This is a genomic window from Pseudoalteromonas sp. Z1A8 (assembly GCF_011378855.1).
Lineage (GTDB): Bacteria > Pseudomonadota > Gammaproteobacteria > Enterobacterales > Alteromonadaceae > Pseudoalteromonas.
Genome location: NZ_WTLB01000023.1, coordinates 44,115 through 70,676, shown reverse-complemented (window position 1 = coordinate 70,676; position 26,562 = coordinate 44,115). Strand labels below are relative to the sequence as shown.

At 39.5% G+C, this 26,562-nt stretch carries 26 protein-coding genes and 1 pseudogene; 13 read left to right on the top strand and 14 right to left on the bottom strand.

Translation table 11 applies throughout. The features are described from left to right. From GQR55_RS20085 to GQR55_RS10945, 8 genes and pseudogenes are all read left to right on the top strand, one after another. Positions 1-327: pseudogene (locus GQR55_RS20085) on the top strand (hypothetical protein); the annotation flags it as partial. A gap of 8 nt (positions 328-335) precedes the next feature. Beyond that, positions 336-536 carry a helix-turn-helix transcriptional regulator gene (locus tag GQR55_RS10975; protein WP_166420623.1) on the top strand — a complete coding sequence of 67 codons (201 nt, stop codon included), beginning with the start codon at positions 336-338 and terminating at the stop codon, positions 534-536. Positions 537-691: 155 nt separating this feature from the next. Continuing rightward, complete coding sequence (locus GQR55_RS10970) at positions 692-1,855, top strand: hypothetical protein (RefSeq protein WP_166420622.1); 1,164 nt, start codon at positions 692-694, stop codon at positions 1,853-1,855. Between the two features lie 277 nt (positions 1,856-2,132). Continuing rightward, entirely contained in the window at positions 2,133-2,819 is a 687-nt protein-coding gene (locus tag GQR55_RS10965) for a TorF family putative porin (RefSeq protein WP_024591363.1), read from the top strand. Between the two features lie 192 nt (positions 2,820-3,011). After that, complete coding sequence (locus GQR55_RS10960) at positions 3,012-3,725, top strand: YIP1 family protein (protein WP_024594265.1); 714 nt, start codon at positions 3,012-3,014, stop codon at positions 3,723-3,725. Positions 3,726-3,781: 56 nt separating this feature from the next. After that, positions 3,782-4,948 (top strand): efflux RND transporter periplasmic adaptor subunit, encoded by a 1,167-nt coding sequence (locus GQR55_RS10955; RefSeq protein ID WP_166420621.1) that lies wholly within the window; start codon positions 3,782-3,784, stop codon positions 4,946-4,948. Next, positions 4,948-5,655: an ABC transporter ATP-binding protein gene (locus tag GQR55_RS10950; protein WP_024594267.1), complete on the top strand. Its 708-nt coding sequence runs from the start codon at positions 4,948-4,950 to the stop codon at positions 5,653-5,655. Before GQR55_RS10955 ends, GQR55_RS10950 begins: the two co-directional genes overlap by 1 nt. After that, on the top strand, positions 5,648-6,886 hold the full coding sequence (locus tag GQR55_RS10945) for an ABC transporter permease (protein WP_166420620.1): 1,239 nt from the start codon (positions 5,648-5,650) through the stop codon (positions 6,884-6,886). Before GQR55_RS10950 ends, GQR55_RS10945 begins: the two co-directional genes overlap by 8 nt. Positions 6,887-6,899: 13 nt before the next feature. Here GQR55_RS10945 and GQR55_RS10940 read toward each other — a convergent pair whose 3' ends face one another. The 4 genes from GQR55_RS10940 to GQR55_RS10925 all read right to left on the bottom strand — a co-directional run bounded on the left by GQR55_RS10940 (position 6,900) and on the right by GQR55_RS10925 (position 12,186). Continuing rightward, on the bottom strand, positions 6,900-7,229 hold the full coding sequence (locus tag GQR55_RS10940) for a hypothetical protein (RefSeq protein ID WP_101163389.1): 330 nt from the start codon (positions 7,227-7,229) through the stop codon (positions 6,900-6,902). After that, complete coding sequence (locus GQR55_RS10935; RefSeq protein ID WP_101163388.1) at positions 7,226-7,537, bottom strand: Bor family protein; 312 nt, start codon at positions 7,535-7,537, stop codon at positions 7,226-7,228. The genes GQR55_RS10940 and GQR55_RS10935 overlap by 4 nt, the downstream gene beginning before the upstream one ends. 179 nt (positions 7,538-7,716) lie before the next feature. Next, positions 7,717-11,295, bottom strand: coding sequence for a M1 family aminopeptidase (locus tag GQR55_RS10930; protein WP_166420619.1), 3,579 nt, complete (start codon positions 11,293-11,295; stop codon positions 7,717-7,719). Positions 11,296-11,304: 9 nt separating this feature from the next. Then, positions 11,305-12,186: an ABC transporter ATP-binding protein gene (locus GQR55_RS10925; protein ID WP_165729091.1), complete on the bottom strand. Its 882-nt coding sequence runs from the start codon at positions 12,184-12,186 to the stop codon at positions 11,305-11,307. Between the two features lie 187 nt (positions 12,187-12,373). Between GQR55_RS10925 and GQR55_RS10920 the strand changes: the two genes are divergently transcribed. Then, a complete protein-coding gene (locus tag GQR55_RS10920) occupies positions 12,374-13,051 on the top strand; it encodes a nitroreductase family protein (protein ID WP_165722780.1) in 678 nt (225 codons plus the stop codon). Between the two features lie 212 nt (positions 13,052-13,263). Here GQR55_RS10920 and GQR55_RS10915 read toward each other — a convergent pair whose 3' ends face one another. Continuing rightward, positions 13,264-13,566 (bottom strand): metalloregulator ArsR/SmtB family transcription factor, encoded by a 303-nt coding sequence (locus GQR55_RS10915; protein ID WP_166420618.1) that lies wholly within the window; start codon positions 13,564-13,566, stop codon positions 13,264-13,266. A 300-nt stretch (positions 13,567-13,866) separates the two neighbouring features. On the opposite strand from GQR55_RS10915, the gene GQR55_RS10910 reads away from it, so the two are divergent. After that, entirely contained in the window at positions 13,867-14,211 is a 345-nt protein-coding gene (locus GQR55_RS10910) for a rhodanese-like domain-containing protein (RefSeq protein WP_166420617.1), read from the top strand. 21 nt (positions 14,212-14,232) lie between these two features. Here the strand turns inward: GQR55_RS10910 and GQR55_RS10905 are convergent, their stop codons facing one another. The 4 genes from GQR55_RS10905 to GQR55_RS10890 all read right to left on the bottom strand — a co-directional run bounded on the left by GQR55_RS10905 (position 14,233) and on the right by GQR55_RS10890 (position 16,502). Then, positions 14,233-14,628 carry a DUF1801 domain-containing protein gene (locus GQR55_RS10905; protein WP_166420616.1) on the bottom strand — a complete coding sequence of 132 codons (396 nt, stop codon included), beginning with the start codon at positions 14,626-14,628 and terminating at the stop codon, positions 14,233-14,235. Between the two features lie 37 nt (positions 14,629-14,665). Then, positions 14,666-15,211: a PH domain-containing protein gene (locus tag GQR55_RS10900; RefSeq protein WP_166420615.1), complete on the bottom strand. Its 546-nt coding sequence runs from the start codon at positions 15,209-15,211 to the stop codon at positions 14,666-14,668. A 66-nt stretch (positions 15,212-15,277) separates the two neighbouring features. Continuing rightward, positions 15,278-15,895: a LysE family translocator gene (locus GQR55_RS10895; RefSeq protein ID WP_166420614.1), complete on the bottom strand. Its 618-nt coding sequence runs from the start codon at positions 15,893-15,895 to the stop codon at positions 15,278-15,280. Positions 15,896-16,103: 208 nt separating this feature from the next. Next, a complete protein-coding gene (locus tag GQR55_RS10890) occupies positions 16,104-16,502 on the bottom strand; it encodes a DUF3224 domain-containing protein (RefSeq protein ID WP_166420613.1) in 399 nt (132 codons plus the stop codon). A 91-nt stretch (positions 16,503-16,593) separates the two neighbouring features. Here GQR55_RS10890 and GQR55_RS10885 point away from each other — a divergent pair, with 91 nt between their 5' ends. Then, on the top strand, positions 16,594-18,372 hold the full coding sequence (locus GQR55_RS10885) for an ABC transporter transmembrane domain-containing protein (protein ID WP_166420612.1): 1,779 nt from the start codon (positions 16,594-16,596) through the stop codon (positions 18,370-18,372). Here the strand turns inward: GQR55_RS10885 and GQR55_RS10880 are convergent. Continuing rightward, positions 18,369-19,001: an OmpA family protein gene (locus tag GQR55_RS10880; RefSeq protein WP_165739391.1), complete on the bottom strand. Its 633-nt coding sequence runs from the start codon at positions 18,999-19,001 to the stop codon at positions 18,369-18,371. The genes GQR55_RS10885 and GQR55_RS10880 overlap by 4 nt on opposite strands. 190 nt (positions 19,002-19,191) lie before the next feature. Here GQR55_RS10880 and chrA point away from each other — a divergent pair, with 190 nt between their 5' ends. After that, positions 19,192-20,346 carry a chromate efflux transporter gene (gene chrA / locus GQR55_RS10875; RefSeq protein WP_166420611.1) on the top strand — a complete coding sequence of 385 codons (1,155 nt, stop codon included), beginning with the start codon at positions 19,192-19,194 and terminating at the stop codon, positions 20,344-20,346. Here the strand turns inward: chrA and GQR55_RS10870 are convergent. From GQR55_RS10870 to speA, 4 genes are all read right to left on the bottom strand, one after another. Continuing rightward, on the bottom strand, positions 20,303-21,562 hold the full coding sequence (locus GQR55_RS10870) for a mechanosensitive ion channel domain-containing protein (RefSeq protein ID WP_166420610.1): 1,260 nt from the start codon (positions 21,560-21,562) through the stop codon (positions 20,303-20,305). The two genes, chrA and GQR55_RS10870, sit on opposite strands and share 44 nt — an antisense overlap. After that, positions 21,559-22,479 (bottom strand): acetyltransferase, encoded by a 921-nt coding sequence (locus GQR55_RS10865; RefSeq protein ID WP_166420609.1) that lies wholly within the window; start codon positions 22,477-22,479, stop codon positions 21,559-21,561. The genes GQR55_RS10870 and GQR55_RS10865 overlap by 4 nt, the downstream gene beginning before the upstream one ends. A gap of 25 nt (positions 22,480-22,504) precedes the next feature. Then, positions 22,505-23,383 (bottom strand): acyltransferase, encoded by an 879-nt coding sequence (locus GQR55_RS10860; RefSeq protein WP_166420626.1) that lies wholly within the window; start codon positions 23,381-23,383, stop codon positions 22,505-22,507. A gap of 241 nt (positions 23,384-23,624) precedes the next feature. Next, entirely contained in the window at positions 23,625-25,505 is a 1,881-nt protein-coding gene (speA, locus tag GQR55_RS10855; protein WP_166420608.1) for a biosynthetic arginine decarboxylase, read from the bottom strand. A 198-nt stretch (positions 25,506-25,703) separates the two neighbouring features. Here speA and speE point away from each other — a divergent pair. Beyond that, positions 25,704-26,562, top strand: an 859-nt coding sequence (speE, locus tag GQR55_RS10850; RefSeq protein WP_166420625.1) for a polyamine aminopropyltransferase, incomplete at its 3' end; no start/stop codon positions are given.

The following is a 26,562-nucleotide window of genomic DNA, read 5'->3' as shown; positions in this document are numbered from 1 at the left end:
TTTCCTTTGGCGAGAAAATGGCCGAATTATAACAGCTGGCCATCTAATCTGAGAAATTGCACTTATTATCCGAATTTAGGCCTCATTAAAGGGGGCTTTCCGTTAAAAATGTATTTTCAATACGCTTATAAAGATGAGTTTCTAAACACCATCGATACTAATGCCTATAAACATTTAAGTTTTGCATTTGTATATTGCCTTCTTGGTGTTTTTTATAAAGGCGATGAAATAGCTAGCGAAGTCTCGCATGCAACTATGGCAATATTCTACCTAGGTATCATGCTCTTGGTATATGGCGCTTCATTGCTTTGGCAAAATCGTGATTAGGAGAGGAAATGCAAAATAACATAGCAAAATTTCGTAAAGAGGCCGGGCTTTCACAGCAAGAACTTGCTGATGCTATTAACGTGTCGCGCAAAACAATAAGTACCGTAGAAACAAACCGGTTTACGCCGTCGGTAATAATTGCTCTAAAAATAACAAAGCATTTTAATACCTCAGTCGAAAGCCTCTTTGTACTGGATGAAAATGATTAATACATGTTAAAGCTTCAGTGCCATTCTAGTGGTAAAAATACCGATTTAGTCACTTCAATTACAACGTATGAAGGACAGCGCTGTTGTTATTAGCGTAATTGCGCTAAAATAGACCAGCAAAAAAATATATATCTAATCCGGAGATTCTACAAGGCATGAAAAAACTGCTAATTTCACCGTCAAAAATGACGCTAGGCGAACAAGAAAACCAAATCTATCAGAACATTCTGAAGCAATCTTCAGAGTTAAGCCTTAACCTTATGGCCGTGAAAGTAGAAAACCACCCTGATGATTTTTTACCTTGGTGTTACGAATTGCTAAATGCTAGCAGAGATCGTATGAACTACGATTTACTAGAGCCACAGCAATTGCCTGTACTTAAAAAGCTACACGACCAGCTTATTTCAGCTATCAGCTTTTTGCAGGTTAAAACTTTACGTATTGCTCCTTGGCCTGTTGTAAGTGTATTTGTAGAACAACACAAAGACGTTATTGCACTTGATGAACAGCTTCGCTTAGTAGACTACATTAAAAGCATTCGTGAACAATCTCTTAAAGATATGATCCCTGAAGACTTACTTGCGTTTAGCGGTAAGCACATGGCATCACTTGATCCAAGCACATACAACTTTGACGTTGAATGGTTTGCATCTACAAAGAGTGCAAAGAGCTTCCATCAAATGCTTGGTGATTTACCAGGTGCTTTTGATGATGCACTAGTGAATATTCCACTTGAAGGTGATATTACTCAATATGAGTATCAACAATTTGTTGCTGCTTATTCAAAAATATTCACCGACAACAACGAAAAACCAACACTTGCGCCTGCAACACGACTGCTTGCAATGCGTCGCCCTGATTTATTTACTCCGATTACAAATAATCGATTAGATGCTTTATGTGGTGCCCTTGGTGTTTCTAAACTTAAAAATAGTGATTTTGAGCGTTACTGGCAAGATATCGTAAAAGGTATTCAAGCTATGTCATGGTACAAAATGGCTAAACCTAGTAATGAGTTAGAAGAACAATTAGTTGCTATTAAAGCGCTAATCCCATGTTTCTTTCACTATGCTGATGCTAAAACACCAGATAACTCTAACTACATTAAACTGCTAACCAAGCCTAAACGTACTACAACTACAACAGGTAAAACTCAGCGTAGAGGTAAAGAATCTGCAGAAATTTTAGTAGACCGTGCTCTTGCTGCTGACGATATTCCTGAACACATTCGCAGTAAACGTGATTCAATTGTGAGTGAAGTACAAAAAGGTCGCAGCGTAAACGAAACAATTAGCCTTATGCGCACTATATTCGGCTAAAACCTTCTAATTTAGCCGTACTTTTATGGTGCGGCTAGGTTAATTTATGCACCAGCGATGTGCGCAACATCTTCCTTCATGTTATATCCCCATCCTATTCATAAAATTCAAGCTCATGTTTTTAATAAATAAAAAATAATTTTTAATAAAAAATAATGAAGCTGGCACATACAGTGCAATTATCCCGTTAGTTAAACAATAAAAAGCCGTCAGCCTAAAGGTTCCGATTACATAATAAAAACCTTGGCGAGCAAAAATCATATAACGGGAAATGGACATGCTAAAACTAAAAAAAACCATCGCTATAAGTGCTATAGCATTAATGGGCGCAACATCTTTAACATCTACAGCTGTGCATGCTGAAGTAACTGCTAATGCAGCGGCAACATCAAACTACTTATGGCGCGGTCAAGAGCAAACTGGGGGCGATGCAGCTATTTCAGGCGGTATTGATTACGCCAATGAATCGGGCTTTTATGCAGGTACTTGGGCTTCAAATGCATCGTGGGCAGATGAAATGACCTATGAGCTTGATTTATACGCAGGCTTTGGTGGCGACATTAACGAAAGCGTTAGCTACGATGTTGGCTATATTTATTACGCTTACCCAGATGCCGCTTCTGAGGCTGACGCAGATTTCTCTGAAATTTACGGTAGCATCAGTGTTGAAGGCTTTACCTTTGGTGCTTCAGTACTTGCAACATCAGCTGCAAGTGGTGATGGTACAGACTTTGGTGATTCACTTTACCTGACAGCTGATTACGGTTTTGCTGTTGGCAGTAACGGCACTGAAATGGCACTTCACTTAGGCCACTACTCTGGTGACTTTATTGGCGATGATAATATCTTAGATTACGGTGTATCAATTTCGAAAGACGGTTTTACTTTTGGTTTGTCTGATACAGATATGGATGATTCAGATATTAAAGCTTACGTTGCTTATTCTGTAGACTTTAATTTATAAGAAAGAATGTGTTACTTGCTGCGACACGAAGGGCCTTTTGGCCCTTTTCTCGTTTTTGAACAAGCCCCCTCACACCTGTTAACAAACCGTTACAATTGAATAAAAACAATACATACTTTTTCCTTTATTCTATTACTTAGTCACTGGGCATTTATAACTGCCTAGCCACAAAATAGGTATAAAGGAATAATAATGAAATCACCTAACGCGTTTAGCGCCCTACTCGATATTTATATAAATCCTAGTAAAGCTTTCAATGGTGTTGAACACGCCAAAGGTTGGTCATGGTTAGCATTTATATGTATTACCCTTGCTAGTATCGCTAGTGTTTATATTTTTTACTCTAGTGTTGATATGCAGTTTTTGATTAATGAGCAAGTAGCAGCATCAAGTATAGATGCAACAATTGGCGAGCAAAAAGCAATTCGTCAAAGTATAGAGCTAAATGCAGAAAACCAAATTTGGTTTGCTCTGTTTGGCGGCGTAATTGCGCTGGCTATCATGAATGCACTCATGGCACTTTATTATATGCTTGTGGCTAAACAAGATCCTGAATCAGAACATAGCTACGGAGCTTGGTATGGATTCTCTACCTGGACAATGATGCCAGTTGTTATTTCAAGCCTAGGCACAATTGCTCTTGTACTAAGTGCAAGTACAGATCAAATATCTCAACAAGCCGTATTTAGCTACGCATCTATTAACCAATTAATAATAGGACTTGAAATTGGCCATCCTTTTTATAGCTTATTAGAATCAATAAACTTATTTAGCTTTTGGAGCATTGCACTGGGAATGATCGGCTTAAAATGCTGGACTAATTTTTCAACTAACAAAGCACTCCTATTCTCTGCACTTCCTTCAATCATTATTTTTGGTATTTGGGCAGTCATTGCAGCAATGTAACCACTAGATGGGGGTATGTATTGCCTCCGTATTACTTAATTCACGGATAGATAAAAATGAAAAAAGCAATAATCATCACACTCGCTGTAGGCGCATTTATAGCCCTAATTGTGTCAAAGCAAATCTCTGGCGATGAAAAACAAGCCGAAGTAAATATTGCTCAAGTAGAGCTTGGCGACATTGCTGACTCAATAATGGCTTCAGGTAATTTAGTTTTTAATACACAAGTGCAATTACGCTCTGAAGTGACAGGCCGAGTAGATAAAATATTTGTTCAAGAAGGCCAAGGAGTTAAACAAGGTGACATGTTAATGCGCCTTGATACAACCGCTTTTGAATCTGAAGTTACCCGTAGTAAAGCAATCCTTCGCGCCACAGAAATTGAAATTAAACATAGTAGAACACGCCTTGCTAACCTAGAGCGCCAACTTAAAAGACAAAAAGACTTATATGATGTCGGTTTAGGTAATCAAGAGAGCTACGAGAATATTGAAAGCGCACGCGATCTAGCTAAAATTGATATTGAATCACGAATAGAGTCGTACAACCAAGCACAAGCGTCACTACAAATTGCGCAAGATCGCTTAAGTAAAAGTGTATTTAGAGCTCCAATGAGCGGCTTGCTTGCATCTGTAAATATTAAAGAAGGTGAAACCGTTATAGCCGGTACTACTAATATTATTGGTTCTGATTTGATGTTAGTAGCCGATCCTAGCGCTATTTTAGCCGAGCTACGTGTTGATGAAACCGACATTGCGAGTATTAAGCTTAACCAAAAAGCGAATATTTATGCGGCCGCATACCCTAATAAACCATTTAGCGGCACAGTAATCAATATTGGTACTTCAGCTAAAAACCAAGCCGGCTCTCAAGGTTTATCATTTAAAGTAAAAGTATTACTCGATACTACTGAGCGCCAGCTATATGCAGGAATGAGCTGTAGAGCAGAGATCGCAACAAGCATTGCCGAAAACGGTTTAAAACTTCCAATAGAAGCAATCCAAAAAGAGGACGATAAAACATTTGTATGGCGACTAAATAGTGACAACACAGTTAGCAAAATTGCCGTAACTGTTGGAATATCATCTGATATAGAGCAAGCAATTACTGACGGCTTAAATGAGGGCGACAAAATAGTTATTGGCCCTGCGCGCCCAGTAAGTCTTCTGACTGAAGGTGATGTGGTAAAACTTAAATCAGATGCAGACAAGGAAGAAGCCTAATGTCTGCGGTAATCAAGCTAGAGCATATTAATAAACAATACAAAATGGGCTCAGAGGTATTTAAAGCACTTGATGATGTAAACGTACATATAATGCAAAACGAATACGTGGCGATTATAGGACCTTCTGGTTCAGGCAAGTCGACCTTGATGAACTTACTAGGTTGTTTAGATACACCCAGCAGTGGCGAATACTACTTAAAAGATAAACTAGTAAAAAGTATGACCGAGACAGAGCTTGCTCATCAGCGTAATGAAAGTGTCGGGTTTATATTTCAAAGCTTTAACTTAATACCACGTGCAACCGCACTAGAAAATGTAATGCAGCCTTTAGTATATCGCTTTATTCCTAGTAAACAACGCAAGCAACAAGCTCTAGAAGCACTAAAGCGGGTAGGTCTCGGTGATAAAGTTAATCATTTATCTAGCCAGCTATCGGGCGGGCAACGTCAACGTGTTGCTATTGCCCGCGCTTTAGTCACAAAACCACATATATTATTAGGAGATGAACCCACAGGTAATCTTGATAGTAAAACGACCCGCGAAATTATGGATTTGTTTGATGAGCTGCATAACGAAGGTCACACTATTATTTTAGTAACACATGAGCAAGAAATTGCCGATCATTGCCAACGCGTAATTCGTTTAGTGGACGGTAAAGTGGTAAGTGATGTAACTAAAGATGAAGGAATCAAGCAACATGTTTAAATCAGCTCTTGCCATAATGGAAGGCACTAAAGCCGCTTTTTCAGCTATTAAAGCTAATGCAATGCGCAGCGCACTGACTTGCTTGGGCATTATTATTGGTGTTGCCGCCGTAGTTACTGTAGTTGCAGTAATGCAGGGTTTTACAAAGCAAATAAACGATCAACTTGCTGATATGTCGCCAGATGTAACAACAATAAAGCCTTACACCAGTATTGAACTCGAAATGGTTGGTAAAAATGCCAAGCTTACCTACGACGATTTTTTAGCTTTAAAGTCGCGTATAAAAGAAGCTGAAACGCTAACTGCCCTAATGTTTACCTGGCGCTTTTCGGGGGGAGCTGAGTATGGAAATAAAAGCCACTCATCGCGTGTTATCGGTACTGAGCAAGACTATCAAAAAGCGTATCGTACTTATCCTGAACTTGGTCGCTTTATTCGTGCTGAGGACGATGATAAGCGAAGAAGGGTCGCATTTATCGGCCCTTCAATCATAGAAAAGCTAAACCTTCCTGAAAACCCAGTAAGTGAATATATAAAGCTAGGTGGTGAATGGTTTAGAATTATTGGCGTTGCTGAAAAACAAGGTAGCTTATTTGGTTTTGACCAAGACGATTACATTAATATTCCAATTAGTACCATGAGTGCTTTAGAAGGCGGAAGTACACAAACTAATGTGCAAATTATGTTTAGGTTAAATGAAGGTACTAACGAAGAACAAGTGCTTGCAAAAATAACCCGTGTATTGCGCCAACTACATAAACTAAAAAAGAAAGATGAAAACGACTTTGAATTTGAAACCGCTGAAAAATCTCGTGCCCAAATAGATAAATTTACCAGCAGTGCTACTGCTATTACTGCTGGTATTGTTGGAATAAGCTTACTTGTTGGTGGTATTGGTGTTATGAATATAATGCTAGTGTCGGTAACTGAACGCACACGCGTTATTGGTACATTAAAAGCACTAGGCGCAACACCTGGTTTTATTATGCTGCAGTTTTTAGTTGAAGCCGTTGTGCTTTCACTCTTTGGTGGTTTAATAGGACTCATTATAGGATATGGCGCCGCAGGGCTTATTTCGTTTTTAGTCCCTAGTATGCCTGATGCATATATACCAGCATGGGCTGTAATACTATCGTTCGGATTTACATCAATGATTGGGATTATATTTGGTTTAGCCCCTGCTATTAAAGCAGCAAGACTAAACCCTATAGATGCACTGCGTTACGAATAACTATTTTAAATAATTATTTAGCTTTAAATGGTACCTTATTACATTGTACTTCTACTGTTTTAGGGTACCAAGCTGGGCCGATTTGATTCACAACCACCTCAGCTAAACCATTAGTAAACGATTTATACGTATGAACGCTTTGCCACTCCCCTTGTGGGCAATGTGTTGTTAAATCTAACGGCTCTGATCCCTCGTACAACGCAAGTGCAAAATTATGATGCCACTGTGAGCTTTTTAGCGTTTTATTGCTTACTTTGCTCTGTATACCGTTATCAAAGTAAATATTTGTACACCCCGTTAAAATAATCAGTGTGCAACCGGCTGCAAATAGCTTGATGCTCATAATGTCTCCCCTAGTATTTGCTCTTGGCACCACACTTTAATGGTATGGGGCGAGTATATTCCAAGCGTAATTAAACTCAGCGCTCCATCGCTAAACGTTTGTTGTGACTGCATTTGAATAACCGGTGTATTTGAACATATTTGTTTTACGTCTACCCGCTGCTCACCCACTAATCCCCATAAATAAAATGGGCGGCTATCTTCGAAATTAGCTTGGCTCGTTATTTTTGCTGTTGCCTGTGGCTGAATGGTTACCGCAGAACAAGCACTGAGGCTTAATGCTATCGCCCCTATAATTAATGGTTTCATACTCTTCCTTATAAACTAAATACCAGTAAGGTAACTTTATAAGAGAGCATAAAATATTAGCGTAAAAAGCTGTGGGGAATATGTAGAAACGCTATGAAGTTTTATACAGTTTATTACACATAAAGGCCGCATAAATGCGGCCTTTAAATTAGTCAGTTTAAGTGGTTAGTAAATAGACCTTAAAATTTAGCTAGGTTATTTTTACTGTCCTTGTCGACTAGCTTAATGTAAGGATCAACCCCCGCAAATAGTGGTTTTTCTTTTACTTTAAGCTCAATCGTATTAATACCTGATACTATTTGGTGCTTTTGAGAGTAAATAACAAAGTCTTCAGCTAATAGGTTTTCAGGGTCATCGCTAAATAATGCAATATCAATTAGCTCATCGAGCGGCTGTTCAGTCTCTTCACCTTCCCCATCAGCACGCTGTTTAACGGCTTCTACGCTAAGTGTTACGGTATAAAAACCTTCGCTATCAGTGCTATCTGTAACTGACACCTCTTTCATCTCAAGCTCATACAAGGTGATATATTTAAACTGATCGTCAATAAAACTTTGTTCGGCTTGTGTTGCGTCTTGTTTTAAATAGCTAAGTAAATCGAGTGTTGTTGGGTATGGTGTTGATTGGTACTGAAACTCATTTAAAAATGCTTTGAGTGCATCATTTAAACGTTTTTCACCTAAACGATCATAAATCGCCATCATCACAACGGATCCTTTATTGTAATGAAGATATTGTTGAGACTGCGTTTTATATAGTGGCATTTCTTCAAAGGCTTCCCCTGTACGCCCTATTAAGTACCTATCAAGTTCATATTTTAAAAACTTACGTAGCTTCTCTGCGCCAAAGCGTTTTTCGAGCACCATAAGCGCACTGTACTGTGAAAGCGTTTCTGACATAACTGCGCTCCCCTCAACATTCGCTCCCGACACTTGATGCCCCCACCATTGGTGCGCTACTTCATGTGCGGTAACATAGTAAGGGTAGTCAACTTTACTCTCATCTCTTAAGTCTGTAATAAACCCCATGCTTTCTGAGTAAGGGACTGTATTGGCAAAACTTTGTGCAAACGAGCGATACTTAGGAAATTCAATAATACGAAGTTGTTTATGCTGATACGGCCCAAACGCTTGTGTAAAGTAATCTATCGAGTCTTGTACTGACTCAATCATACGGTCAATATTCCATGCATGATTTTTATGGTAATACACCTCAATATTTACCCCATTATGCTCAACCTTTTTACTTTCAAGTTCAGCCGAAAGCACCGCATAAAAGTTTAAAATAGGCGCATCCATTTCATAAACAAAGGTGCGGCGCCCGTCTTTTACACTTTCACTTTGTAAATACCCTGGTGTAATAGCAAATTGCGACTCGTCGGTTGTTACCGTTGCCTTAAAGTTAATAAACCCATTAGCTGCACCAAAATCACTTTGTGTATAGTACTGACTGTCTTCTAGCTTATGGGCACGTTCAAGTTCTGGTAAATCATGCTTACGGCGTTCAAATTTATCAGCTACCTGTAAACCACGGCTATAACCAAAGCTAGGAAGGAGTTCCAAGTTATTAATAAAAGTGCCATTGGCAACTAATTGTGTATCAGAGTCTTTATCAGTAAAGGCTGTATGATCACGAGTAACCGACAGTTGCCCTTCTCTTATTTCGTTTGGCATAAGCGGCTGCTCAAACTCAAACCATGCTGAATAAAGCGCTGGTAATTTTTCAACTATCTTACCGCCTGCCATGGCTACATCCCAACTTTTAGCGTGTTGAGGTGAGCTTATTAACACTCGCGTAATTGGCTCGTTAGAGGTATTAATAAATTTAATTTTTGCCACAGCACTTAAAGCACGCTTTTTTGGATAAATATCAACAGTTAAGTCAACATCGGTCACCATAGGTACTGCTAAGTCTTTGTATTGTGCAAACTGCTGTTCATAACTTATTTGCTTGTCTTGAAACTCATCGCTCGTAGTAAACTCATTCAAAACTCTTGTGTTGTTATAAATATTGTAGCCTGCACCAACAAACACTAATGCACTAATAACCGCAATCGCTTGCCCTTTTAACGACATATTATAACGAAGCATAGACAGGCGTGTACGCAGCGTTTGTGAAGGACCACGGTGCCATAACGCAAACCCAACAATCGCTAAAACAAGACTTAACGCGCCCCAATATAATGTGTACCAATGTGTAGCTTGTAAGAAATGCCCATAACCATTTATATCAGAATACGGTACGCTACTGCTTTGCGAAAAATGATACATATGATGCTCAAACCCATAAGAACCCATTACTTTTTGCGCTATGTAATACAAAATAAACAAACCCATTCCTACATATTTATTCGGGCTAATAATCTGTAAAAAGAAGGCGAGTACCGTCAGCATAATCAACGGTAAAATCGATAAGTAAACAATCCTAAATAAATACTGTCCTAGCTCTAAATTAAATTGACCTTTAAATAACTGAACTGTAATTGTGAGTATCATGCCCACGAGGAACAACCCAGAAACAGCGGCGATTAAAGCCAGTATTTTTGACACCCAAAAAACACTGTTATGTACAGGAAAGCTATCAACAATATCGCCCATGCCACTTTGTCGCTCTCGCCATACAAGCTCTGCACTATAAAAAGCGATAATAACAAACAAAAATAAACCGGAAATACCACTAATAATATTGACCATATTCTGAGTTAAAGGCCAGTTAGTAGTGCCATAAGCACCAATAGGCGCAAACAGAGGGATCATAAGCGTTACGATGCTTACACCCGCTAAAATCATAAAAGGAGCACTAAATATAACTTGTTTAAGTTCGAATATACTGCGCATTATTAGCTGAGATTTAGTACTAACCCCCGCTGATTTATAATTTTTAGCACTGTTGATAAGTGCAGCTTGTTTATTTTGTACAAAAGCAGAGACTTTAAATTGCTTCTTCTGTTTTTTAGTTACTATGCGGTTGCTTAGTTTTCCAAGGCCAAAAAACATTGCAACACTGATTGCTACCCACAATATACGGTTAACTAAAAGGTCACCTGTGAGCGTTAGCACTTCTGTGTTTTTATCATTTACAGTCCAATAACGTGTTAAATCAATTAACGAACCTGAGCCAAATGGGTCGGCGTAAACAACAATATTTCTAAATGCTAAATCATCAAAGTAAACGCCGGCAATTTGATAGGCTATAAAAATCACAACAGCTGCTACATACACCGACATCATGGTTTTAAAATAGACCGCTACACTATTAAAAATAGCCGAAAGCACAAGTAAACTTGGCACTGCTAAATAAAGATAAGGCGCAGCGTAGTACATTAGCTTATTAGGACCAATCAATTCGTCATCGAGCCAGCCAACTAATAAACCAAATTGCGACCCTAAAAACACACCCAATGGCACGCTTAAAAACACAATAAGTACAACTAAGTAAGAACCAAAAAAACGCCCTGCTTGATAAGGCACAGGATTAACAGGCTTACTAAATACCAGCTCATCCATTTTGCTTTCACTGTTGCGAATAGCAGAGCTGGCAACAAAGTTAACCACTAAAAACATAGCGAGTGTACAAAATGTAACGGTTAAAAGCATAATCGAGAACGGCGAGTTCATATGAACATTCGCCCCACCTAGCGGAAACTTACTACTGGAGCTTATAAAAAACGCCATAAAAAAGAAGATTAATGAGGTCACATAAAACGAAGGTTGGCGCATAAAATAGCGCAGCTCAAACGCAAGCATATTAAAAAACATAACGCCTCCTTATGCTACTTCGCTGTTACGATGATTAAGCAGTGTAGAAAAATACACATCTTCTAAATTTGCATTGCTTGCTTCAAACCCTTGTGGAGCCTGCTCTGCTATTACATGTAAAATTGTTTTCCCTGCAAATAAGCGCTTAGAAATAACCGGTAATTGCGGCTCAAGTTCTTGCGCTTCTTCTTGGCTCATGGCTTTGCGCCAAATTTGTCCTTGAAGCTTATCTGTAAGCGCTATTGGGTTACCTTCTAGTAAAATCTTACCGCCAGCCAACACCGCCATATTTGGGCAAAGCTCTGCAACATCTTCAACGATATGGGTCGATAATATAACTACTTTTTGCTCGCCTAAGCTTACTAATAAGTTATGAAAACGATTACGCTCTTCAGGATCTAGCCCCGCTGTTGGCTCATCAACTATTAGTAAATCAGGGTCGCCCAGTAATGCCTGTGCAATACCAAAACGCTGACGCATACCGCCCGAAAAGCCACTTACCGCTTTTGAGCGATGTTGATATAAATTAGTGTGTGCAAGTAATCCTTCAACCGACTCTTTACGCTCGGCTTTATTATGAATTCCCTTTAAAACAGCCATATGATCTAGCAAATCGTAGGCACTAACACGCGGGTACACACCAAAATCTTGTGGTAAGTAACCTAAACGCTGACGCAAAGCTTGTGGGTCTTTAAATACATCAATGCCATCAAAAGTAATTGAACCTGAATCAGCCGACTGCAGCGTTGCAATGGTACGCATAAGCGATGATTTACCTGCGCCATTTGGCCCAAGTAATCCAAACATCCCTTTACCGATAGATAAATCAACACCTTGTAGTGCATGTACGCCGTTATCGTAGGTTTTAGATAACCCTGTTATTGATAGCATTTTTACTTCCTTGAGTATAAGTAATTATTTTTATGATGCTTTATATCACAAGCAAAACAGGAACATAAGTTACTTATTGGTTAAATTTGTAACAACAAATAAACACAATTTAAACTCATAACACTTGCCTGCACTGTATTCACTCGGTATAAAAACTACATATACTTTTTATAAGAAGCAAAAAGCCATGCAAGATCACCAAAGCCAGCCATTAAACGACTTTATAGAATACCCACACGACGAAATGCTAAATCGCGCTAACGAGTTTTTACAAACCAGCCAACGTCGCCATAGCATTCGCAGCTTTAGCGATCGCCCAGTACCAAAAAATATTATTGAGGCATGTATAAAGGCAGCAGGTACAGCCCCTAGTGGAGCGAATCATCAGCCTTGGCATTTTGTGGCTATAAACAGTAGCGATGTAAAAAAACAAATAAGAGAAGCCGCAGAAAAATTAGAGCGTTCTTTTTACGAAGGCAGAGCAGGTGAAGAATGGTTAGATGCGCTAAAGCCGTTAGGTACCGACGCCAATAAACCTTATTTAGAGCATGCACCTTGGCTTATAGCTGTATTTAGTCAAAAAAAGGGGGGCGTAAGCACCGATGATAAAAATACGAATTATTATGTGCATGAGTCTGTTGGCTTAGCTACCGGCTTTTTAATTCAAGCTTTGCACCGTTCAGGTTTGGCAACCCTTACTCATACTCCAAAACCAATGAGCTTTTTAACCGACATATGTGGCCGCGATAGAGATAACGAACGCCCGTATATGCTACTTATTGCAGGTTACCCAAGTGATGATGCAACAATACCGGCTCATGCACTGGATAAAAAATCTATCGATGAAATAGCTACGTTTATTTGAGATGGTATTTAACCGCAAACTTATCGCTTGGGTTAAACCTTGCGATAATATGCTGCTATATATTTGTAGCTTCGTCTAAAGATAGTGGCTGTTTTCGTACGAAATCTATTTAAGTACAAATGCTGCAAAAAATTAATAGCACAAAAACAATACAATAGAGCTGAGGTTATTCTAACCTGCTTTCGCTGCGCTACTCACGCCACTAAAAATCGTTAGTCTTTACAAAATAAGCTATATAGCGTGCCAAGTAATTGCACTGCATTATCGTCAATTATACGATAATAAATAGTTTGGCTTTCACGGCGAGTGGCAACAACATTCGCTTTTCGTAGTGCAGCTAAATGCTGAGAAAGTGCCGATTGTGCTAAAGGTACAGCTTCATTGAGTTGCGATACACTCATTTCTTTATCTTGCAAAGAGCATAAAATCATTAAGCGATTTTTATTCGCTAAAATTTTTAATAACTGCTCTGCCTGCGCCACATTACCAGCCATTGCAATAAAGTCGATATTCATAGCATGCTCTTATTATAAAAAGTGATTGGAGTATAAATATATGCATTGTTAATGTCTAACATTAGAATTTACTAATATAGAAAAAACGAATATAGTAAATAAAACACTAAATAAAGCTCAATAGCTCATTTTTTAATTGCGGGACTCATGATTGCCGTATTTGTATTACTGCAATATTTTGATCCTAGATGAATATGGCTTACTGTTTTTATTACACTAAACTTAATTCAATCTGCTATTAGTTGTTGGTATTTGATGATCACACAATTACGCAAACGTAACCTTAAGGAATAAAAAAGCATGCTTACATCAATCCCTGATTTACTTAAAATTATCACACCTAACCAGCGCCGCATTGACGCAGCGCAAGCAAAACTCGAGCTTGAACAAAATAAAGGCTTACTTATTGATGTGCGCGAACCAGCAGAACACGCAACAAAAGCAGCTGTAGGAGCAATAAATATTCCGCGCGGGTTACTCGAAATGAAGTTGATGGAAATAGAAAAAGATGCAACACGCCCAATTTACTTACACTGTGCCAGTGGTGCACGTGCAACCCTTGGTGCAGAAGCGCTAACACGTGTCGGTTATGAAAACGTTAGTGTTATTACCTGTGATGCAAGCCAAATATGTAGCGTATTTTAAGTATCTACTAAGTACTTATAATTATGCACCTAACAAAGGTAGGTGTTTAACGCTGTGATAAGTCAGTGCTAATTTAATACACTCTTTAACTGGGTGTTCTGGTAATGGCTTTTCACTATTTAACACTATTGCTCTATTTCCTTCAAAAGTAAGATTATGAGAATACAATTCTCTAAATGTACTTACGAGCTTTGATTGGCAATGAAAAAACAAATAGCACGATGCCCCCTTAAAGCCAATACGGATTGAACTGCCATTTATTGTGCTATAGCTTGGCTCTCCCCATTTTATTGACTCTTCAACAACTCCCAAGTTTTGCTCTTGTGCTACGGTATAAATTAGCTCTCGTAATTGTATAAGCGTACTTTTAGCTGCCTCAGGATGATTATTAAATATATTTTTTATATCCGTATTCATAAAAACATCCTTATAAGTATTACAAGTTTAAAACAGGTTACTTTTGCTGCCTTTCATCAACTAAAACAAGTAGCATCTGCTCAATATTTTTAACACTATAAGTAAGTGCTCTCAGTAGCTCTTTCTCACTTTGCTCTGTTGCCTGCTGCGACGTTTTACATTGATTAGCCAATACATCTTTTTGCTCAAGTATCGCCTCTCTAAACTCACTCGCATTAACCACACCAAGCAAAGACACTAAAGCCCCATTTCCTGACTGCCCTGCCGTTTCAAAGCTTAAACGATATAACCCAAAAATTCGCATGAGCGGCCCTTGGCTTAATCCTACATCTGTTATTTTTTCAAGCGGAATAGATTTTTCTTCTTTAAATAATATGCCACGTTTAACTACCAATTTTTGTGGTAATAAGTCAGCCGACATAGCTGCGAGTATTCGCCCGCCCACCAGCCATACAATCGCTAAAACAATGGGTAACAACGGAATAGTCACCAGCGCTAGTACACTAAAAAAAGCGGCCATTAGCATCCAGTATTGCTGAACCTTCGGGTCGAAAGATGCACTTTTTAAAATATGTTTTGTCATTGTTTTAATCCTTTATCTATATAACTACAAATACACTCTGCAAACTTCAATAATCTCTACTCAATCTTACAAACTAATAACGACTTTTATAGCAAGAGCAATAAACACAACCCCCAGTATTTTATCAAGCCATGGGTTCTGCTTAGTAAAACCAAAGCGATTTTTTGAAACCTCAGTAAGTACTGCAACTAGTAAATACCAACCTGTATCAATTACAAACACGGTTAAGCACATAATAATGCCAATGCTTAAAGTGAGATTTTGCGGGTCAATAAACTGTGAGAACAAGGCTAAAAAGAAAATAGCGAGCTTGGGGTTCAAAAAGGCAATGGCAAAGCCATCTTGTAATGCTTTAACTGCACTTATCTCACTTTTTTGTACTTGCAGTTCGTCATTATTGGGTTTTGCTAATAGTATTTTTAAACCTAAATAGGCTAGATACCCAGCGCCCAAATATACAAGCACTTGGTATACCGTTGGAAATTGAGCCATCAATGTCCCCAAACCAAGTAACGAAGCTGACGCATAAAGCCCAACACCCACGCCATGGCTAAGTGCAGCAAGCATACCGTTTTTCATTCCGCCACTCATTGTATGCTTTAGTACAACTGCAAGGCTTGGGCCTGGCGACATTGCACCCATCATGCATACAAGTACTAAACTAAACCATGCTGCTAATGTCATTTTTGTCCTTATAGTTCATCGTTTTCTATTAATAATATATAGGCCGTTATTTGGCCTTGAAAAGCAGTCGCGGTATTTATACTTATTACTTTCCAACCTTCTTGATTTAAGTGGTATATGCGCTCATTCAAAGCATCTACATCAATGCCGTTACTAAAAAACCACGCCTTTTAAATTCTACTATTTTTTGCATTGTTTGTTATCCACTTTATAAGCTGTATTCAAAATCGTAATAGTGAATGCCCTGCTCAACACGTATTTTCATGCTGCCAGTTAATCCTTCTAGCTCATTAGTGCCTGAGTCGGGGATTACATTTAAAATTAGGCTGTCTTGGCCTTTATCCATAGTGCCAAAATGCTGCAATACAAAACTGCCTTTTTTGCCGTCAAGCTCACCTATCACTTGCTCTATGGCAACATAACCGGCACTACCTTGCGTAGGGGTCATAGCGCTTAGCATTTCGCCTTGGCTTATAGCATTTAAATCACCTTTAAATATTTTATCTATCGACATACGCCCTAAATTAACGCCATTTTGGCCGCTTGCGTAGCCTTCTATTGGGGCTAGATTTACATTAAATTCTCCACTTACGGTTGCAGTAGTCATAACGTTTCCTTATTGATGCTAATGTTTAAGAGTATTGATTTTTATTATCTTAGTACCATATCTATACCTTAACCTTTAAAAAGAATCCACTATGTCAAAAAACACCTCTGCATCCGAAAAAGCCGCTTTTAGCAGCTTATTACCTGTTTTTGCTTTTATAAAACCTTACAAATGGATGGTAGTCGCTGCGCTAGCCGCGCTATTGGTCACTGCGGGTGTTAACTTATCACTAGGTCAGGGGGTTAAGTTTGTTATTGATCATGGGTTTATTGCAGGCTCCAAGGAGCAATTGCAACAAGCTGTACTGGTACTCATTGGCTTAATCAGCTTATTAGCAATAGGCACCTTTAGCCGTTTTTATTTAATGTCGTGGATTGGCGAACGAGTCAGTAACGATATTCGAAAAGCCGTGTTTAATCGCATTGTTACCTTGCACCCTAGCTACTTTGAAGAAAACCGCAGTGGCGAGCTTATGTCGCGTTTAACCACCGACACCACACTACTGCAATCAATTATTGGCTCATCATTTTCTATGGCGCTGCGCAGTGTACTTATGTTGATTGGTGGACTCGCTATGCTGCTGTTTACTAATTTAAAACTTACTTTAGTGGTTGTAGCCTGCGTACCGCTGGTACTTGTTCCTATGATGATATTTGGTCGCAAGGTACGCAAACTAGCAAGTTCTAGCCAAGATGCAATAGCCGACATAAGTACCTATGCAGGAGAAATCATACAAAATATTAAAGTAGTGCAAAGCTATAGCCATGAAGAACAAGAGCAACATGCCTTTGCACTTGAGACCGAGAAAGCCTTTAACGTGGCTAAAAAACGCATTAAACAGCGTTCGTTTTTAATAGCCGTAGTGATTTTTTTAACCTTTAGTGCCATTAGCGCTATGCTATGGGTAGGTGGCAACGATGTACTTGCAGGTACCATGACCGGCGGCGAGCTAGGTGCATTTGTGTTTTACGCTATTATGGTTGCAATGTCGGTGGCAACCGTTGCTGAAGTATATGGCGAGCTACAACGCGCAGCAGGCGCGGCGGCAAGGCTGCTTGAGTTACTTGCTGTTAAAAGTGAAATAGAAAACCCGCTAAACCCACAAGACGATAGCTTACTGCAAGATAGTAGTAGCCCTGCTATTACGCTTGAAAATATAAGCTTTAACTATCCCTCTCGCCCAGACGTAAGCGCGCTTAATAAAATAAGCCTAAATATAAATCAAGGCCAAACCGTGGCAATTGTTGGCCCTTCTGGTGCAGGTAAAACAACGTTATTTGAATTACTACAGCGCTTTTACGATCCGGCTAGCGGAGCCATTAAATTTAAAGATGTAAACATTAAAGATTTATCGCTTAATACTCTGCGCAATAAAATGGGCATGGTAGCGCAAAACCCTATTTTGTTTAGCTCCGATGTAATGCATAACATTCGTTACGGCAACCCAAGTGCAACCGACGAGCAAGTATACGCTGCAGCAAAGTATGCGCATGCCGATGAATTTATCAAACAGTTACCGCAAGGTTATAACAGCTTTTTAGGTGAGCAGGGTGCGAGGTTATCGGGTGGGCAGAAGCAGCGTATTGTGCTTGCACGTGCCATATTAAAAGACCCTGAAATACTTCTTCTTGATGAAGCCACCAGCGCGCTGGATGCGCAAAGCGAACACCATGTACAAGCTGCACTTGAGCATTTAATGCAAAACAGAACAACATTAATTATTGCCCATAGGCTGGCAACGGTTAAACATGCCGATGTAATTGTAGTGATGGAAAATGGGGAGATTATAGCAACGGGTACTCACCAAGAGTTGTTAGTAAGTAACCCGCTGTATCAAAAACTGTGTGAATTACAGTTTAATAAGGATTAACCTTCGGTATTTGGCACTATCTGAATTTCTACACGGCGGTTTTGAGCACGGCCATTTGCACTATCATTAGTTGCAATTGGGCGTGTTTCGCCATAGCCCATAGTGCTAATACGTGTAGCCATAATTTGTTGGTTCACTAAGTAGTCTTTCACACTTTGTGCGCGTTCACGCGATAGGTTCATGTTGAAGCTATCTTTACCCGTACTGTCGGTATGACCTTCTACACTTAAGTAGGTTTTTTCGTACTTGTTCATTACTTTAGCAATTGCATCTAACGTATCGTTAAAGCCTGATGAAATATAAGACTGAGCAGTCGCAAACGTAATATTTGATGGCATTACTAAACGTAAGTTATCACCTTCACGCACTACTTCAACACCTGAACCCGCTAACTCATCACGAAAAGCCGCTTCTTGTTTATCCATGTAGTCGCCAACAGCAGCACCCGCAAGTGCCCCAATTGCTGCACCAATAAAAAAGCGTTTATCTTTATGGTTACTCGTAGCTTTACCTAATACGCCACCTGCGGCAGCGCCAATTGCTGCGCCTTTACCTGCATTATTCATTTCACAACCAGAAAGTAATACAGCTAGTACGGTTACGCTTAAAAGTGATTTAGTTAAAGTCATGGTGATACCCTATTCATTAAGAATTTAGCAAGAGTATGCAAATACATGTATGAACAAACTATGAAGAGGGTGTTAAAACCAACACATCTTGCTTGATTGTTAAACAGACACCAAACTAATGTGTCATTTTAATAAAAATGTCATACTACACAGTGACAATTTAACGAATTTTACAAAGGATAATGGCGCAATGTTAATTGCTATTTTTAGACAGTTTTTTTTACTAGGGTGTATGAGCTTTGGTGGCCCCGCTGCGCATTTAGGTTACCTTAAACGCCACTTTGTAGACTCGTTAAATTGGTTAACTAACACCCGTTATGCACAACTTATTAGTTTAAGCCAAGCACTGCCTGGGCCTGGCTCTAGCCAAGTTAGTTTTGCTATTGGTGTTGAGCGTGCTGGAGTACTGGGTGGTATAGCTGCCTTTGTAGGTTTTACGCTGCCTTCGTTTTTAATAATGGTGCTGCTTGCGGTTAGTGCTCATCAGTTTGACGCTGTTTACTTTGCTATTATTGCAGGCTTAAAGTTATTTGCCGTTGTTATAGTTGCTGATGCAACACTTAGTATGGCTAAAAGCTTTTGTACAAGTGCTGCGCTTAAGTTACTTGCGGTAATGAGTACACTTGCTTTGGTGTTATTTCCAATGATGGGAACTCAAATCGCTATTTTAATAACCGCTGCAACAGTAGGTGCTATATGGCCTTTATTAAAACTTGGTACAGCCACAGAAGATGCTAGCAGTACAAAAAGTAATATTAATTGGATTGCACTTGGGTTATTTGCGCTCTTACTTGGTGTTAGCTTTATTCCACTAGGACGTGAGTTTGCTTTGTTTGCCCCTTTTTACCAAGCAGGTGCAATGGTGTTTGGTGGCGGACACGTAGTACTGCCGGTACTTCAAGCTGGCGTACCAGCATTGAGTGACGATCAGTTTTTGAGTGCTTACGCAAGTGCACAAGCAGTGCCTGGGCCCATGTTTACTATCGCGACTTACTTAGGCGCACAACTTACTACAGAATTTCCTTTAGTAGGTGCTCTTATAGCTACACTACTTATATTTATGCCTGGTTTTTTACTTATACTGGCGTTTCAAAAGAGTTGGATTAACTTGGCAAGTAAGCCACGCTTTGCAAGCTCAATAGCGGCACTTAATGCTGCGGTAGTGGGTTTTTTAGCGGCTGCACTGTATTCGCCAATTTGGACATCAGCGGTGCATAACCTTTGGCAAGTTGCATTAGTAATAGTTGCGTTTGCATGGCTGCGATTTAAAAAGCCACCTATTTGGTGGCTCTTAGCTTTATTTATTGCTGTGGGTCTTTTACAACACTATTTGCCATTACTCTAAACGTTGGCTTATCTGTTTGTTGCTCACTCGGTGGGCTTAATTGCCCACTAACACTTTGATACGCCCTAAGCCCAAACACCGGCAACACGGCAAGTAAATGATCCATTATTTCGGCTTGTAAATGCTCGTACGAAATCCAGCGTTTGTCTTCACTAAAGCAATAAAACTCAATAGGTAAACCATGGTTTAGTGGTTGTAGCTCTCGAACCATTAACGTAAGCGACGTATTAATTTTACTGTGCTGTTTTAAATAGCCTTCAGCATAGCGACGAAATAGCCCTAAATTAGAAACCTGAGCAGGTAACGTCGTTACTCGAATATAGTCGTGCAGCGGAATAGCCGCATCAATTTGCTTTCTAAACTCATCACCCACTAAACAAATACTGTGCATATCAATATTGAGTGAGCGTTTAATACGTCTACCGCCGGATTCTTGCATGCCGCGCCAGTTTTTAAACGAACCCGCTACCAGCATATAAGTTGGAATAGTGGTTATGGTGTTATCCCAGTTACGTACCTTTACAGTATTTAAGCCCAAATCAATTACTTCGCCATCGGCGCCGTAATTTTCTACTTGAATCCAATCACCATAGGTTACTAGGCGATTTGCTGCTATTTGAATACTGGCTACAAAGCCTAAAATAGTGTCTTTAAATACTAATAACGTAACGGCAGCAATAGCACCAAAGCCAGAGAGAATATAAGTAGGTGACTTCTCAAGAAAAATGCTCACAATTAAAATTGCACACACAATAAAGGTTATTAGCTTAACAACCTGAATTAAGCCCTGAATAGGGACTTCGCGTGCAAACTCTAACTGGTTATAAATAGTACCCGCAATGCTCACAATACTACTAAAAATAAAACCAGCATAAATAATAAGCAAAGCTTGTCCTATCGTTTTTAGTATTTCAGCGGCCAACTCATTAACAGGGTAAACACTGTCAAACGTAGCTAAAAACAATACACAACACAACATTCCGGCAATACGTTTATTTAGCTTATTAAGCATAGGAGAAAGCGCACCAATTCGCTCAGGAGAAAGCTTCGTCACTATTTTTTGAATGCCAGGTAACATTAATCTACGAGTAAATAAGTAAACAATTAATAAAGAGAATATCCCTATTGAGACTGCGGTAATTGAGCTAAGAAAATCCGCGTCGGGTACTTTTTCAAACCAAGGAGCAATTAATTCCTGTAGGTGGGTGTTGGTCATAGTGTTTCAATTTCCTTACTGATTTGTGGTTCAGGTAAATCTTGTGGAGCATAAATGTCGGCAAGCTGCTGATCTTTAGCAACCCATAGCTCATTCACATAATGTTGAAAATTAGCTTTAAATACTTCATCGCTTTGATAGCTGCCCTGCATATTGTCATTAATGGGCGTTACGTCTATAGAAACATAAATAGAATCTAGCTCACCTTTTAACAAGTTACGACAAACGTGATCTGTTTTACCGCTATATACTAAACTTGTATTAAGCATGGCATCAAATTGATCGGCTAATACTTCAAGCGCAAAAGCAATGCCGCCCGCTTTGGGCTTTAATAAATGTTTAAAAGGACTTTGTTGCAGATTATGTTTGGCTGGCGTATAGCGTGTACCTTCAACAAAATTAATGATGGTAGTAGGATGATGACGAAAATTACGACAGCTACGTTTGGTGCGCTCTACATCCAACCCTTTCAACTTTGGATTTTTAGCTAGTTGCGCTTTGCTTACCCGTTTCATAAACGGCATACCCATAGCCCACGCACCAGTGCCAATAAAAGGCATGTATTTTAACCCGTCTTTTAAAAAGAACTTAGGGGCAGGCAATGCATGTAATGAGCTAAGTACGGTTATATCTAACCAACTCGCGTGGTTACAAATAAGTAAATACCAACTTTTTGAGTTTAAGTCGCCACTTATATCAACCACAATATTAGGGCAACCTAACCACAACCCTAAACGGTTGCCGTTACACCAACCTCTATAAGCGCTGTGTAATATAGAGTTAACCACAGGCAAAGGTAGTAATAACTTAATAAGGCCCAGTACAAATACTAGCGAGCCAAAAAGTATCATGTTAGAAAACAATACGCAGCCTACAATTAAGCCGTTAAGCCAATTTGGTAACCACTTTTTTAGCATAACTGTAAGCTCATATTTTTACCTTTTACTTATGGGTTTTTTCGAGCGATTGCAGTGTTTGCTCTTTATTTTCCCATAAGCGGTTTAACTCGCTTTGAAAGCGAATTCTAAATTCAGAATCACCGGTGTAGTCACCAATCAGCTCTTCGCTTACCGGCCTTACTTCCACCTGTATGTTGATATTTTTTACCTTACCACCAGCAAAATCCATAAACGTAGGAATACCATCTGGGTAATGAATAGTGACGTTAACCACTTTAGTAATTTGTTCACCCATTGCTTGCATTACAAAGGCAATACCACCCGCTTTTGGCTTTAATAAATGTGGAAATGGGCTACTTTGGCGCTCATGCTTTTGCGCAGTAAAACGGGTACCTTCAACAAAGTTAACCACACTTACTGGCATTTCTTTAAATTTTTCGCAGGCCTTACGCGTTGTTTCTAAATCTTTGCCACGCAGCTTTGGATTCTTTTTTAATTGGCTTTTGCTCGTGCGAGTCATAAATGGGAAGTCGAGCGCCCACCAACACAAACCTAAAATAGGCACGTAAATAAGCTCTTTTTTCAAAAAGAAGTTTAAAAATGGAATTTTACGATTAAACACGCGCTGTAATACTAAAATATCGACCCAGCTTTGATGGTTTGCAATTACTAGGTACCAATCTTTTAGTTTAAGGTCTTCAAGGCCAGTTACATTAAGTTTAGTGGGTGTAAATAACTTTTGATTTAGGCTATTAAAGGTAACCCAAATTGTTGCAAATTGCTTTGCAGCCCAACTCATAAGCTTTTGTAGCGGCTTAATAGGAATAAGCTTTATAAGCCCACAAACAAAAATAGGCACAAACCAAAAAAGTGTGTTTATTGTGTAAAAAATAATACTAAATACACTGCGAATAACTGACATTACTTCCATTCCTTTAAACATGGCGCAGCAACCTTGTTACTGCACTTTTTATACTTAGTGATGTAATTATACCAACTCCAATAAATAGCTGATCTATTTTACTTGCTAAAACAACCCATTTCTTTGTTGTAAATTTCGCAAAGGGAACACCATTTACATCAATTTACGCCTAGAACTGAATTATTTTTTCGGCGTAAAATTTAGATCACATACTTAATGGAATTGGTATTAACCTAAATTATTAATCTTCAAAATAGGTATAGCCTTCAAGGCCTGCATTAAGCTCAGCCAAATAACCTTCTTTACACTGCGCTGATACATCAAGTTTATTAACTTGGTACGCAAAGTTGTCAGCTAAAATGGCGCTATCATAGTCAACAAACTTTAATACATCCTTAACGCTATCACCTTTTATGGCATTGGTTAACACATAGCCATCGTCATTAAGCTCTACATGCACCGAATCGGTATCGCCAAATAGGTTATGTAAATCACCTAAAATTTCTTGATACGCGCCCACCATAAACATAGCAATATGATATTGCTCGCCATGTTTATATTCAGGGATGGGTAAGCTCGTTTCAATGCCTGCACCTTCAACGTATTCGCGAATTTGCCCGTCAGAGTCACAGGTAATATCTTGAATAATCGCACGCTGAGTTAATGGTTGAGTTAAGTTTTCGATTGGCATAACCGGAAACAACTGCTGAATACCCCATACATCAGGCAATGACTGAAACAATGAAAAGTTAACAAACAGTTTATCGGCAAGCTTTTCGTTTAAATCGTCGAGTACTTCACGGTGTGCGCGCGCATTATTACTAAGTGATGCACGTACACGATGTAAAATAGTAAAGTAAAGCTGCTCTATTTTCGCCCACTCTAGCATGCTTACTAAGCCATGCACGTACTGATCGTGCGCTTCGCTAAATAAGTGCATCGCATCGTGATAAATCTCAAGTGCCATACGCGGGTTTAAACGCTGTAAACACTGCCACATTTCATCAAGCACTAATGCGCTATTTTCAAGCGGTGGCTCTGGATTTAAATGATTAGGCGCTTTTTCTACGTCAATTACATCGGTAATTAATACCGCATGGTGAGCAGTTAAAGCACGCCCCGATTCGGTGATAATGGCAGGATGCGTAAGGTTATGCTGATCGCACACTTCTGCAAATGCATTCACTACGTTACGCGCGTACTCTTCTACGGTGTAATTCATTGAACATGCACTACGCGAGCCAGAGCCCTCGTAATCAACACCTAAGCCGCCGCCCACATCAACGGTATTTAACGGTACGTTTAATTGTGTAAGCTCAGCAAAGTGACGCGCACATTCACGCAAAGCACGGTGAATATCACGAATATTGGCAATTTGAGAACCAATATGAAAATGCACCATTTGCATTAAGTGCAGCTTATTATGCTTTTTAAGCACTTCAACAGCACTTAGTACTTGGCCTGCTGTTAAACCAAACTTGCCTTTTTCGCCGCCCGTGTTTTGCCACTTGCCTTTGCCTACTGAGTTTAGGCGAATGCGAATACCAATAGCCGGTTCAATGCCTAGGTTGTCTATTTCTTCAAGTAGTGTGGTCAGTTCTGAAAGCTTTTCTACCACAATTTTTACGCTGTGGCCCATTGCTTGACCAATACACGCTAAGCGTAAAAACTCACTGTCTTTATAACCGTTACACACGATTGTGATTGGCTCTTTTGCTACACCCAAAATGGCCATAAGTTCTGGTTTTGAACCTGCTTCTAGGCCAACAAGCCCACTTGGGTGCGCTAATAGCTTACTTACTACAGAGCGTTGCTGATTTACTTTAATAGGGTAAACACAGGTGTATTTACCGTTATATTCACGATTTGCCCGCGCTTGAGTAAATGCGTTAGTAAGTGTGTCTACACGATTTTTTAAAATATCGGTAAAACGTACTAAAACCGGCAACGTTAAACCTTGTTGTTTAAACTGCTCAGTTAATTGCGTTAAAGAAATGGCCGGTTTTGTTTGGTCGCCATCTGGGTAAGCCACCAGTTCGCCTTGTGCGTTAATATCAAAATAACCATCACTCCAATGAGCAACGTTATAAGTGGCGCGTGCTGTTTCTAAACCCCAGGTCATGGCAACTCTTCTTTAGTCAATTAGGTATAAAGGCGCATTTTAATACGTCACTATCCACTAGGCTAACAAAAATTGAACTTTCACTCACTCCTAACTAACTTTATTCGTTAAATCAGTTAAAATGTCATTGAGCAAAACACCAAGCACTGGCAGAATTGCCCCTTTTTCATACTCAACCTAAAAAGTGTAATAGTAACTATGGCAAATTTAGATCAAAGTAAGTGGTTTACTGAAATTAGCGACCGCGATGGCAGCGCATTTTCATTACGTATTAATAAAAAGTTAGATGAAAAACAGTCTCCTTTTCAAAAGGTAGAAATGTTTGAAACCACAGACTTTGGTAATTTAATGATCATCGACGGGTGTACCATGGTAACAACCCGCGAAAACTTCTTTTATCATGAGATGATCAGCCACCCTGCACTTTTAGCGCATCCAAACCCTAAAAACGTCGTTATTATTGGCGGCGGCGACTGCGGTACTTTACGCGAAGTATTAAAACACCCAGGCGTAGAAACTGTAACGCAAATAGATATCGACGAAGTAGTAACGCAAATGTCGTTAAAGTACTTCCCAGAGCTTTGTGAATCTAACAACGACGCCCGTGCAACTGTTATGTTTGACGACGGTATTAAATACATGCGCGAAGCCGCTGGCGAATCTATTGATGTGGTTATTGTTGATGGCACAGATCCGGTAGGCCCAGGTGAAGGTTTATTTAATCATGCGTTTTACACAAGCTGTTTAGATGCACTGCGCCCAGGTGGTATTTTAGTGCAGCAAAGTGAATCGCCACTTATGCATATGCCATTACTAGTTGAAATGCGCGAAGCAATGTTGAGCGTAGGCTTTAACGATTTACAAACACTGCCATTCCCACAACCAATTTACCCAAGTGGTTTATGGTCGGTAACACTTGCACGTAAATCAGAGACATTTAACGGTTTTAGAGAAGACGGCGCAGCACAAATAGCTGAGCAAAGTGAATACTACAATAGCGGTATTCATCATGGTGCACTCGCTACACCTAACTACATGAAACGCGCATTCGATAAAA

What these genes read in the sequence shown, in the direction of transcription:
- GQR55_RS10975 (WP_166420623.1), top strand. Translation starts at nt 336, where the DNA reads ATGCAAAATAACATAGCAAAATTTCGTAAAGAGGCCGGGCTTTCACAG.
- GQR55_RS10970 (WP_166420622.1), top strand. Translation starts at nt 692, where the DNA reads ATGAAAAAACTGCTAATTTCACCGTCAAAAATGACGCTAGGCGAACAA.
- GQR55_RS10965 (WP_024591363.1), top strand. Translation starts at nt 2,133, where the DNA reads ATGCTAAAACTAAAAAAAACCATCGCTATAAGTGCTATAGCATTAATG.
- GQR55_RS10960 (WP_024594265.1), top strand. Translation starts at nt 3,012, where the DNA reads ATGAAATCACCTAACGCGTTTAGCGCCCTACTCGATATTTATATAAAT.
- GQR55_RS10955 (WP_166420621.1), top strand. Translation starts at nt 3,782, where the DNA reads ATGAAAAAAGCAATAATCATCACACTCGCTGTAGGCGCATTTATAGCC.
- GQR55_RS10950 (WP_024594267.1), top strand. Translation starts at nt 4,948, where the DNA reads ATGTCTGCGGTAATCAAGCTAGAGCATATTAATAAACAATACAAAATG.
- GQR55_RS10945 (WP_166420620.1), top strand. Translation starts at nt 5,648, where the DNA reads ATGTTTAAATCAGCTCTTGCCATAATGGAAGGCACTAAAGCCGCTTTT.
- GQR55_RS10940 (WP_101163389.1), bottom strand. Translation starts at nt 7,229, where the DNA reads ATGAGCATCAAGCTATTTGCAGCCGGTTGCACACTGATTATTTTAACG.
- GQR55_RS10935 (WP_101163388.1), bottom strand. Translation starts at nt 7,537, where the DNA reads ATGAAACCATTAATTATAGGGGCGATAGCATTAAGCCTCAGTGCTTGT.
- GQR55_RS10930 (WP_166420619.1), bottom strand. Translation starts at nt 11,295, where the DNA reads ATGTTTTTTAATATGCTTGCGTTTGAGCTGCGCTATTTTATGCGCCAA.
- GQR55_RS10925 (WP_165729091.1), bottom strand. Translation starts at nt 12,186, where the DNA reads ATGCTATCAATAACAGGGTTATCTAAAACCTACGATAACGGCGTACAT.
- GQR55_RS10920 (WP_165722780.1), top strand. Translation starts at nt 12,374, where the DNA reads ATGCAAGATCACCAAAGCCAGCCATTAAACGACTTTATAGAATACCCA.
- GQR55_RS10915 (WP_166420618.1), bottom strand. Translation starts at nt 13,566, where the DNA reads ATGAATATCGACTTTATTGCAATGGCTGGTAATGTGGCGCAGGCAGAG.
- GQR55_RS10910 (WP_166420617.1), top strand. Translation starts at nt 13,867, where the DNA reads ATGCTTACATCAATCCCTGATTTACTTAAAATTATCACACCTAACCAG.
- GQR55_RS10905 (WP_166420616.1), bottom strand. Translation starts at nt 14,628, where the DNA reads ATGAATACGGATATAAAAAATATATTTAATAATCATCCTGAGGCAGCT.
- GQR55_RS10900 (WP_166420615.1), bottom strand. Translation starts at nt 15,211, where the DNA reads ATGACAAAACATATTTTAAAAAGTGCATCTTTCGACCCGAAGGTTCAG.
- GQR55_RS10895 (WP_166420614.1), bottom strand. Translation starts at nt 15,895, where the DNA reads ATGACATTAGCAGCATGGTTTAGTTTAGTACTTGTATGCATGATGGGT.
- GQR55_RS10890 (WP_166420613.1), bottom strand. Translation starts at nt 16,502, where the DNA reads ATGACTACTGCAACCGTAAGTGGAGAATTTAATGTAAATCTAGCCCCA.
- GQR55_RS10885 (WP_166420612.1), top strand. Translation starts at nt 16,594, where the DNA reads ATGTCAAAAAACACCTCTGCATCCGAAAAAGCCGCTTTTAGCAGCTTA.
- GQR55_RS10880 (WP_165739391.1), bottom strand. Translation starts at nt 19,001, where the DNA reads ATGACTTTAACTAAATCACTTTTAAGCGTAACCGTACTAGCTGTATTA.
- chrA (WP_166420611.1), top strand. Translation starts at nt 19,192, where the DNA reads ATGTTAATTGCTATTTTTAGACAGTTTTTTTTACTAGGGTGTATGAGC.
- GQR55_RS10870 (WP_166420610.1), bottom strand. Translation starts at nt 21,562, where the DNA reads ATGACCAACACCCACCTACAGGAATTAATTGCTCCTTGGTTTGAAAAA.
- GQR55_RS10865 (WP_166420609.1), bottom strand. Translation starts at nt 22,479, where the DNA reads ATGCTAAAAAAGTGGTTACCAAATTGGCTTAACGGCTTAATTGTAGGC.
- GQR55_RS10860 (WP_166420626.1), bottom strand. Translation starts at nt 23,383, where the DNA reads ATGTCAGTTATTCGCAGTGTATTTAGTATTATTTTTTACACAATAAAC.
- speA (WP_166420608.1), bottom strand. Translation starts at nt 25,505, where the DNA reads ATGACCTGGGGTTTAGAAACAGCACGCGCCACTTATAACGTTGCTCAT.